Origin of the sequence: Clostridium sp. HCP1S3_C6 (genome assembly GCF_052066735.1) — a bacterium.
In the GTDB taxonomy this organism is placed as follows: domain Bacteria; phylum Bacillota; class Clostridia; order Clostridiales; family Clostridiaceae; genus Clostridium.
The window spans coordinates 24,403-33,322 of record NZ_JBQHRN010000026.1; the positions used below are offsets into that span (position 1 = coordinate 24,403).

Genomic DNA, 8,920 nt, shown 5'->3' on the forward strand with positions numbered 1-8,920 from the left:
TTAAAAAGTTAATAAAATGTAAAAAATAAGACTACATAAAGTAATCTTATTTCATAGCTATTGTAGCAATTTCTAATGGATTAGAAACTATATATTTGGGTTTGTACATTTCAAGTTCAGAGCGAGATCTAAATCCCCATAAAACACCAACAGTATCTATGTTTGCATTTTTTCCTGTTTTCATATCTGTGTTAGTATCTCCCACATACAGACATTCTGAAGGTTTTACGTTTAATGATTTACAAATATTAAATACTCCCTCTGGATCTGGTTTTTTCTTTACATTTTCTTTTTGACCACATACTTCGTCAAAATATTTTTCTCCAAATATAGCCTTTATATTGTCTAGAGTTCTTTCATGGGGTTTGTTTGATAAAACTGCTATCTTAATTCCACTTGATTTTAATTTTTGCAATAGTTCTAGTATATATTCATAAGGCTTAACCTCATATAGACAGTGAAGTTTAAAATATTCAGAATAAGTTGTTAGTGAATCTTCATAATTATCAAGATTTGTATCACCACAAAATTTAAGGGCTCTTTCCATAAGTTTTTTATATCCGTCGCCAACAAATTTTTTTGTTTCTATATCTGTAATAGGGCCAATACCATATTTTTTTAGTGTTAAGTTAGTAGTGTAAGTAAGAGCTTTTATAGTATCAAGAAGTGTACCGTCTAAGTCAAAAATACAACATTTATACATTTTTTCATCTCCCGTTTATTTATAAGAGAAATTTTACAACAGTTAATAGTATTATTCAATTAAAAAACATAGAACAATTGAAGTTGTTTTTATTAATTTAGTGAATTATTATTAATGTATAAAGACAAAGGATTAAATTGTGAAAGATATGGATAATGTAAGATTTACAGAAGCATATAATAAAGTAATAATGAATAATCAAAAAAAACATGGAATTGGTACATTAAGTGAAAAGAGTTTACATGCAATAATAAAAAATTATTTAGAGCCTGACAAACAAAAGCAAGAAATTAAAATTGGGAAAAATTATGCGGACATATATAATGAAGAAGGGATTATTGAAATTCAAACTAAGCAGTTTAATAAACTTAGAAATAAGCTTACTGAATTTTTAAAAAATTATAAGGTTACAGTTGTATATCCAATAGCATTTAATAAATGGCTTTATTGGGTTAATGATGAAACAGCAGAGGTATCAAAGGGAAGAAAATCACCTAAAACTGGGACTGTATATGATGCCTTTTTTGAACTTTATAAAATAAAAAAATTCCTTAATAATGATAATTTAAAGTTAAAGATAATTTTGTTGGATGTTGAGGAATATAGATATTTAAATGGATGGAGTAAAGATAAAAAGAAGGGATCACATTGCATGGATAGAATACCAAAGAGGGTAGAAAAAGAAATAAATATTTGTACAATTGATGATTATAAAAAATTAATCCCTAAGGGGTTAAGTAATGAATTTACTAGTAAAGATTTTGCTAAACAAGCCAATATAAAGATTGAAAAGGCACAATTAACATTAAATATTTTATATGAAGTACAAGCTGTTAAAAGAATAGGTAAAAAGGGAAGATCATATTTATATACTGTTTAGGTATTATGCAAGAATTTTTTTTATTATGTAGGACAAAATAAAATAAAATATAATAAGAAAGGTTTTGATTTTATGCATAATAAGCCAATTATAGATGAGATTAAAGATATACTTCCAGGATTCCTTGTGTCCCTTACTATAGGTATGGTGAGTAATGTTATTGCAAATTTTATACCTAGCCTAGGATCTGCAACAATAGCTATTTTATTTGGTATAATAGTTGGAAATTTATTTTTAAGTCATGATATATTTCAGAGAGGATATAAATTTTCAGAATCTAATCTTCTTGCATATTCTATAGTACTTTTAGGTGGTACACTTAGTTTATCATCTTTAATGGAAATTAAATTAACAGGAATAATTTACATAATAACTCAAATGGCTATAACTATTATGGTATGCATGTTTGTGGGAAAAAGACTTCAATTTTCAAGTGATTTTATATATTTAATGGCTAGTGGAAATTCTGTATGTGGATCTTCAGCAATTGCAGCTACTTCATCTGCTATTAATGCTTCAGATAACGATAAAGGAATAACTATAACTATTACAAATGTTATGGGGATATTTCTAATGTTTTTACTGCCTATTATATCTAGACTTTTATATAATAATGAATTATTAAAAACATCTGCTCTTATTGGTGGAGTAATTCAATCAGTTGGTCAGGTAATAGCTAGTGGATTAATGATAAATGAACAAGTAAAAGAATTTGCAATGATATTTAAGATATTTAGAGTAATACTTCTTATTTTAGTTGTATTCTTATTTGGACATTTGAAAAATAAATCTAATAAAGAAATAATACAAGATGAAGAAAGTAATATTAAGTCTGGTAATGTTACTGTGCCATGGTATGTTATTGGATTTTTTATAGCATGTATACTTTTTTCGTTAAAGATAATTACACCTAATGTTTCTGCTATTATGAAAAAGTTAAGTAGTTCTTTAGAAATTGTTGCATTAGCAGGTATAGGATTAAGAGTAAACATTAGAGAATTAGTTAGACAGGGTAAAAGGGTTTTAATATATGGTACGGCTGTGGCTATATGTCAAGTGGCATCAGCTATTATATTAATTTTAATTTTGTTTAGATAAAAATCAGAAGGAAATGAATAATACAATAATAAATTAGAAAGAGCATATCAGGTATATATTTATCTGATATGCTCTTTATTAATTAAAATCTCGGTTATAAAAATCTTTAAAGAAATCTAATCTTTCTTGTGTTAGAAAACTGTTTATTTCATCTTTATCCATATTACATAATATTATTTGGCGATCTATTATATCTTGAAGTGATACTAAATTTTTGTTTTTCATAATGTCATACATTATCATAAATGTAGTTGTTCTTCCTATGCCTTCTTTACAGTGAAAATGAAACCATGAATTTTCAGGTCTATTATTAGCAAAATTAATAAAATCATTAACTATACTTTCTACTGGAATCTCACCGTCAGTAACAGGAAAACGAACATATTTAAATAAATTATCTTCTGCAAACTTACTTTCAGGTTCCACCGATTTAGGAATTATTGTTTTGCATGCCACATTTGCATAAGTTATGGGATTATTTAAAGGTATAGCATATAGTTTGTTGTTTTCTATTTCAGTTATTTGAGTTAGTGTATAATCGTTGGGAATTTTTTCTTTAGGCCAGTTTACTGGATCTTCATTGATAAAACCATGAGGTTCTTGTCTTAAGTCAATATCTATAATGGTATAATTACCACCAATATATTCTTTTATAGTTTTTATGCCAGGTTTTGAAAATTGGCCACTACCAGATATATTTAGGTTTATAAGACCAGCTAAGTCTAAATCTGAATCATCAGGTATTTCAAGCTGAAGATTACTTTTTCTAATATTAGGAGGTTCACATGTACTTGATGATAAATCTAGTTCTACATCAGATGAGAGTGGCTCATCAATTATACATGCACATAGTGGCTCATCAATTATACATGCACATAGTGGGAGTGTTGATGGATATATTAAAAATATTAAAAGAAATAAGTTAATAGTTCTTTTAATGAAATTATTCATAAGATTCCTCCTTGAACGTATTATTTATTATTAGTTTTTACATAAAGAAAAAATGTATACTTAAAAATTATAATTCATAATAGAAAACCAATAAAAAACGATAAATAAATAACGGCATATACTTTTCCATAAGTTGTATTATTATTATAGGAAGTGAAAAAAATGAACTGGTTAGATACATTAAATGAAGTGATAAATTATATAGAAGATAACTTAGATAAAGAAATTGACACAAAAAAAGTTGAATTAATAGCAGGATGTAGCTATAGCATTTTTCAAAGAATGTTTTCATATATTGCTGATGTTTCTATTAGTGAATACATTAGAAGAAGGAAACTTTCGAAAGCTGCATATGAGCTTCAAACAAAAAATGTAAAAGTTATTAGTGTAGCTGTAAAATATGGATATGATTCTTTAGATGCTTTTACTGTAGCATTTAAGAGACAACATGGAATTACACCAAGTGATGCTAAGAAAAAGAACGTAAAGATAAATTCATATTCTAGGCTTACTTTTAGATTAAAGATTATGGGAGGAAATTCTATGAAATATGAAATTAAACAAAGAGATAGTTTTGATGTTATTGGAATTTATGGAGATGTAAATAAAGGTTTGTGGGACAAGGTAAAAGAAGATAGAACATTAATGGAACTTGAGAATTATTCACAGGATGGAATATCCTTAGGATTATGCTTTGGATATGATGAAGAGGATAATAACAAGTATCTAGTTGCAGTTAAAAAGCCTGAAAAATATTATGGTAATGATACTTTTTCAAGGGACTATAAAGTTGAAATATGGATTCCAATTATTAAAGATTAAGTGTTGACAATATAGATAATAGGATGTAATATAGTAGTATAAATTATACGACTATCGTCTTCTGTAAGAGGATTTCAGATATGGACGGTAGAGCCAACTGGCGACAATGAGTTTAATGTAACCTACAGTGTAGACCAGCTCATTACAGAGGGAGAAAATACAAAGACCGTCCACTCTGCTTATATAGTGAGTGTCTATGTAGATGGTTCTGGAAATATGGTACTGGTTAAGAATCCGACCATTACCAACATACCTAAGAAATCAAGTTATAAACCAAAAGCCATTGAAAGTGAGGGGACGGTTGATTCCATTACAACCAATGAAATCAATGAGTTTTTAACGACGTTCTTCAAGCTCTATCCTACAGCGACAGCCAGTGAACTTTCCTACTATGTGAATGACGGGATATTAAAACCAATCGGAAAAGAGTACATCTTTCAAGAACTGGTAAATCCTATTCACAATCGTAAGGATAATCAAGTCACGGTATCGCTGACAGTGGAGTATATCGACCAGCAGACCAAAGCAACGCAGGTATCTCAATTTGATTTGGTACTTGAAAAGAACGGGAGTAATTGGAAGATTATAGAATAACAAATATTGGTACATTATTACAGCTATTTTGTAATCACGTACTCTCTTTGATAAAAAATTGGAGATTCCTTTACAAATATGCTCTTACGTGCTATTATTTAAGTATCTATTTAAAAGGAGTTAATAAATATGCGGCAAGGTATTCTTAAATAAACTGTCAATTTGATAGTGGGAACAAATAATTGGATGTCCTTTTTTAGGAGGGCTTAGTTTTTTGTACCCAGTTTAAGAATACCTTTATCATGTGATTCTAAAGTATCCGGAGAATATCTGTATGCTTTGTATGCCTATGGTTATGCATAAAAATCCCAGTGATAAGAGTATTTATCACTGGGATTTTTATGCCCTTTTGGGTTTTTGAATGGAGGAAAATCACATGAAAATTATTAATATTGGAATTTTAGCTCATGTTGATGCAGGAAAAACTACCTTAACAGAAAGCTTATTATATAACAGTGGAGCGATTACAGAATTAGGAAGCGTGGACAAAGGTACAACGAGGACGGATAATACGCTTTTAGAACGTCAGAGAGGAATTACAATTCAGACAGGAATAACCTCTTTTCAGTGGGAAAATACGAAGGTGAACATCATAGACACGCCAGGACATATGGATTTCTTAGCAGAAGTATATCGTTCATTATCAGTATTAGATGGGGCAATTCTACTGATTTCTGCAAAAGATGGCGTACAAGCACAAACTCGTATATTGTTTCATGCACTTAGGAAAATAGGTATTCCCACAATCTTTTTTATCAATAAGATTGACCAAAATGGAATTGATTTATCAACGGTTTATCAGGATATTAAAGAGAAACTTTCTGCGGAAATTGTAATCAAACAGAAGGTAGAACTGCATCCTAATATGCGTGTAATGAACTTTACCGAATCTGAACAATGGGATACGGTAATAGAAGGAAATGATTACCTTTTGGAGAAATATATGTCCGGTAAATCATTAGAAGCATTGGAACTCGAACAAGAGGAAAGCATAAGATTTCAGAATTGTTCTCTGTTCCCTGTTTATCACGGAAGTGCAAAAAACAATATAGGGATTGATAACCTTATAGAAGTTATTACTAATAAATTTTATTCATCAACACATCGAGGTCAGTCTGAACTTTGCGGAAAAGTTTTCAAAATTGAGTATTCGGAAAAAAGACAGCGTCTTGCATATATACGTCTTTATAGTGGCGTACTGCATTTGCGAGATTCGGTTAGAATATCGGAAAAGGAAAAAATAAAAATTACAGAAATGTATACTTCAATAAATGGTGAATTATGTAAAATCGATAAGGCTTATTCCGGGGAAATTGTTATTTTGCAGAATGAGTTTTTGAAGTTAAATAGTGTTCTTGGAGATACAAAACTATTGCCACAGAGAAAAAAGATTGAAAATCCGCACCCTCTACTACAAACAACTGTTGAACCGAGTAAACCTGAACAGAGAGAAATGTTGCTTGATGCCCTTTTGGAAATCTCAGATAGTGATCCGCTTCTACGATATTACGTGGATTCTACGACACATGAAATTATACTTTCTTTCTTAGGGAAAGTACAAATGGAAGTGATTAGTGCACTGTTGCAAGAAAAGTATCATGTGGAGATAGAACTAAAAGAGCCTACAGTCATTTATATGGAGAGACCGTTAAAAAATGCAGAATATACCATTCACATCGAAGTGCCGCCAAATCCTTTCTGGGCTTCCATTGGTTTATCTGTATCACCGCTTCCGTTGGGAAGTGGAATGCAGTATGAGAGCTCGGTTTCTCTTGGATACTTAAATCAATCATTTCAAAATGCAGTTATGGAAGGGATACGCTATGGCTGTGAACAAGGATTGTATGGTTGGAATGTGACGGACTGTAAAATCTGTTTTAAGTATGGCTTATACTATAGCCCTGTTAGTACCCCAGCAGATTTTCGGATGCTTGCTCCTATTGTATTGGAACAAGTCTTAAAAAAAGCTGGAACAGAATTGTTAGAGCCATATCTTAGTTTTAAAATTTATGCGCCACAGGAATATCTTTCACGAGCATACAACGATGCTCCTAAATATTGTGCGAACATCGTAGACACTCAATTGAAAAATAATGAGGTCATTCTTAGTGGAGAAATCCCTGCTCGGTGTATTCAAGAATATCGTAGTGATTTAACTTTCTTTACAAATGGACGTAGTGTTTGTTTAACAGAGTTAAAAGGGTACCATGTTACTACCGGTGAACCTGTTTGCCAGCCCCGTCGTCCAAATAGTCGGATAGATAAAGTACGATATATGTTCAATAAAATAACTTAGTGTATTTTATGTTGTTATATAAATATGGTTTCTTGTTAAATAAGATGAAATATTTTTTAATAAAGATTTGAATTAAAGTGTAAAGGAGGAGATAGTTATTATAAACTACAAGTGGATATTGTGTCCTGTATGTGGAAATAAAACATGATTAAAGATAAGGGAAGATACTGAATTAAAAAAATTCCCCCTCTATTGTCCGAAATGCAGACAAGAAAATTTAATTGAAATAAAGCAGTTCAAAGTAACTGTGATTACAGAGCCAGACGCAAAGACGCAGAGCCGATAAAATGAGATTAATACAATCTCATTTTATCGGCTCTTTCCGTTATGTATGGATTCTTTTAATTAGTCTTCGATGTTTCTTGCTTCGTTGATACCGCTGGCTAAAGATTCCATTAAGGATAGTTCTTTGTCTGTAAAGCTATCCATGTATTTCTCTATCTGTAATCGTCGGGTGCTTTTTACCAAGTTATTAGCAGGTAAGAAAAATTCATCAACGGAAACATGAAGTAACGATACAAGGTCATAAAGAACTTGTATGCTGGGGTGTTGCCCTTTATTTTCAATATTAGTTAAGTACCGTGGGTCAATTTCAATCAATGCTCCCACTTGTTCACGAGTTAAACCTCGTTTCAATCGAGCTTCTTTAATGGCTAAACCAAAGGCTCTAAAATCATATTTATCTTCTTTTTTACGCATAGTAGACCACCTCTATACATTTTATTGTTCCTACTGAATTAAAAACAGGTATAGAAAAACGTGTTATATGGTTTATAGGTTTATATTTAATAAAAAGCACTACTAAACGCCAATAAAAAAAACCGTTATATGGTAGTGCTATTTACGCTGTTAAAATATTGTATATTACTTCCAAATGGCGGTTTGTTGGAGGTCAACGTCGCCATGAAGTACATCATATACAATAAATTTCCTTACATTGGGTTCTTGTCAAAAAAAGTCGTCTATCTGCAATAGATAAGTACGTCCACCAATGTGGTTTTATAAATCATATAGATAGAATAACAGAAGCATGTAAACAGAGAAATAAATCTGTTTATATGCTTTTTTGGCTATTCAGAACTTTTTTATATAAATGCTACAATAAATATGTAAATAAACGATCGTTTAAGAATGCATGAAATTGTTTTTATAAGTTATAATTATTTCATAAATTTTTGGAGGTAATTATGCTTATAAAAACTAATATTTATAAAGAAATAGAAATAAAAAAATTGGAGGATCTTCCTAAATTAAAGATTCTTATGGAGGAAAATAATTTGAAAGTAAATAAAAGTCAAATTGCTAGAGAGCTTGGAGTTGATCCTAGAACTGTAGGGAAATATTTAAATGGATATACTAAACCTTCTCGTCGAAAAAGGAAATCAAAAATTGATGAATTTGAGCCCATTATAAGATCACTTCTTAGTAAGGATTCTATTCAAATATTCTACTACAAGAGAATTTTATGGCAATATCTTAAAGATAACTATAATCTCGATTGTGCACAATCTTCGTTTAGAAGATACATATCTAGCAAACCTGAATTTAATGATTATTTTAAAAGAAGGCAAAAAGG

At 30.3% G+C, this 8,920-nt stretch carries 10 protein-coding genes and 1 pseudogene; 8 read left to right on the forward strand and 3 right to left on the reverse strand.

Annotated features, from left to right (window positions below):
• Positions 1 to 46: 46 nt before the first annotated feature.
• Positions 47 to 703, reverse strand: coding sequence for an HAD family hydrolase (locus tag ACTNAO_RS09525; RefSeq protein ID WP_441028596.1), 657 nt, complete (start codon positions 701 to 703; stop codon positions 47 to 49).
• Positions 704 to 851: 148 nt separating this feature from the next.
• Between ACTNAO_RS09525 and ACTNAO_RS09530 the strand changes: the two genes are divergently transcribed.
• A complete protein-coding gene (locus tag ACTNAO_RS09530) occupies positions 852 to 1,583 on the forward strand; it encodes a hypothetical protein (protein ID WP_441028621.1) in 732 nt (243 codons plus the stop codon).
• A gap of 72 nt (positions 1,584 to 1,655) precedes the next feature.
• Positions 1,656 to 2,681, forward strand: a complete 1,026-nt coding sequence (locus ACTNAO_RS09535; RefSeq protein ID WP_441028606.1) for a YeiH family protein — start codon at positions 1,656 to 1,658, stop codon at positions 2,679 to 2,681.
• A gap of 78 nt (positions 2,682 to 2,759) precedes the next feature.
• On the opposite strand, the gene ACTNAO_RS09540 is transcribed toward ACTNAO_RS09535, so the two are convergent.
• Positions 2,760 to 3,632, reverse strand: coding sequence for a fused DSP-PTPase phosphatase/NAD kinase-like protein (locus ACTNAO_RS09540; protein WP_441028608.1), 873 nt, complete (start codon positions 3,630 to 3,632; stop codon positions 2,760 to 2,762).
• Positions 3,633 to 3,794: 162 nt separating this feature from the next.
• Between ACTNAO_RS09540 and ACTNAO_RS09545 the strand changes: the two genes are divergently transcribed.
• The 5 genes and pseudogenes from ACTNAO_RS09545 (at position 3,795) to ACTNAO_RS09565 (ending at position 7,630) form a co-directional block, all read left to right on the forward strand.
• Complete coding sequence (locus ACTNAO_RS09545) at positions 3,795 to 4,454, forward strand: helix-turn-helix domain-containing protein (RefSeq protein ID WP_441028610.1); 660 nt, start codon at positions 3,795 to 3,797, stop codon at positions 4,452 to 4,454.
• 45 nt (positions 4,455 to 4,499) lie between these two features.
• A complete protein-coding gene (locus ACTNAO_RS09550) occupies positions 4,500 to 5,048 on the forward strand; it encodes a conjugal transfer protein (RefSeq protein ID WP_441028623.1) in 549 nt (182 codons plus the stop codon).
• Positions 5,049 to 5,361: 313 nt separating this feature from the next.
• Positions 5,362 to 5,409 (forward strand): annotated as a pseudogene (locus ACTNAO_RS09555) (hypothetical protein); the annotation flags it as partial.
• A gap of 15 nt (positions 5,410 to 5,424) precedes the next feature.
• The gene (gene tet(M) / locus ACTNAO_RS09560) at positions 5,425 to 7,344 is read left to right on the forward strand and encodes a tetracycline resistance ribosomal protection protein Tet(M) (RefSeq protein WP_154532834.1); all 1,920 of its coding nucleotides are present in this window, start codon (positions 5,425 to 5,427) and stop codon (positions 7,342 to 7,344) included.
• 154 nt (positions 7,345 to 7,498) lie between these two features.
• The gene (locus ACTNAO_RS09565; RefSeq protein ID WP_080961458.1) at positions 7,499 to 7,630 is read left to right on the forward strand and encodes a cysteine-rich KTR domain-containing protein; all 132 of its coding nucleotides are present in this window, start codon (positions 7,499 to 7,501) and stop codon (positions 7,628 to 7,630) included.
• A gap of 59 nt (positions 7,631 to 7,689) precedes the next feature.
• On the opposite strand, the gene ACTNAO_RS09570 is transcribed toward ACTNAO_RS09565, so the two are convergent.
• Entirely contained in the window at positions 7,690 to 8,043 is a 354-nt protein-coding gene (locus ACTNAO_RS09570) for a helix-turn-helix transcriptional regulator (protein WP_001227347.1), read from the reverse strand.
• Between the two features lie 488 nt (positions 8,044 to 8,531).
• Between ACTNAO_RS09570 and ACTNAO_RS09575 the strand changes: the two genes are divergently transcribed.
• Positions 8,532 to 8,920 (forward strand): helix-turn-helix domain-containing protein (locus ACTNAO_RS09575; protein WP_441028617.1); only part of this gene is annotated, 389 nt, incomplete at its 3' end.

Excerpts from the sequence above, each read along its gene's own strand:
- ACTNAO_RS09525 (WP_441028596.1), bottom strand. The coding sequence starts at position 703 with ATGTATAAATGTTGTATTTTTGACTTAGACGGTACACTTCTTGATACT.
- ACTNAO_RS09530 (WP_441028621.1), top strand. The coding sequence starts at position 852 with ATGGATAATGTAAGATTTACAGAAGCATATAATAAAGTAATAATGAAT.
- ACTNAO_RS09535 (WP_441028606.1), top strand. The coding sequence starts at position 1,656 with ATGCATAATAAGCCAATTATAGATGAGATTAAAGATATACTTCCAGGA.
- ACTNAO_RS09540 (WP_441028608.1), bottom strand. The coding sequence starts at position 3,632 with ATGAATAATTTCATTAAAAGAACTATTAACTTATTTCTTTTAATATTT.
- ACTNAO_RS09545 (WP_441028610.1), top strand. The coding sequence starts at position 3,795 with ATGAACTGGTTAGATACATTAAATGAAGTGATAAATTATATAGAAGAT.
- ACTNAO_RS09570 (WP_001227347.1), bottom strand. The coding sequence starts at position 8,043 with ATGCGTAAAAAAGAAGATAAATATGATTTTAGAGCCTTTGGTTTAGCC.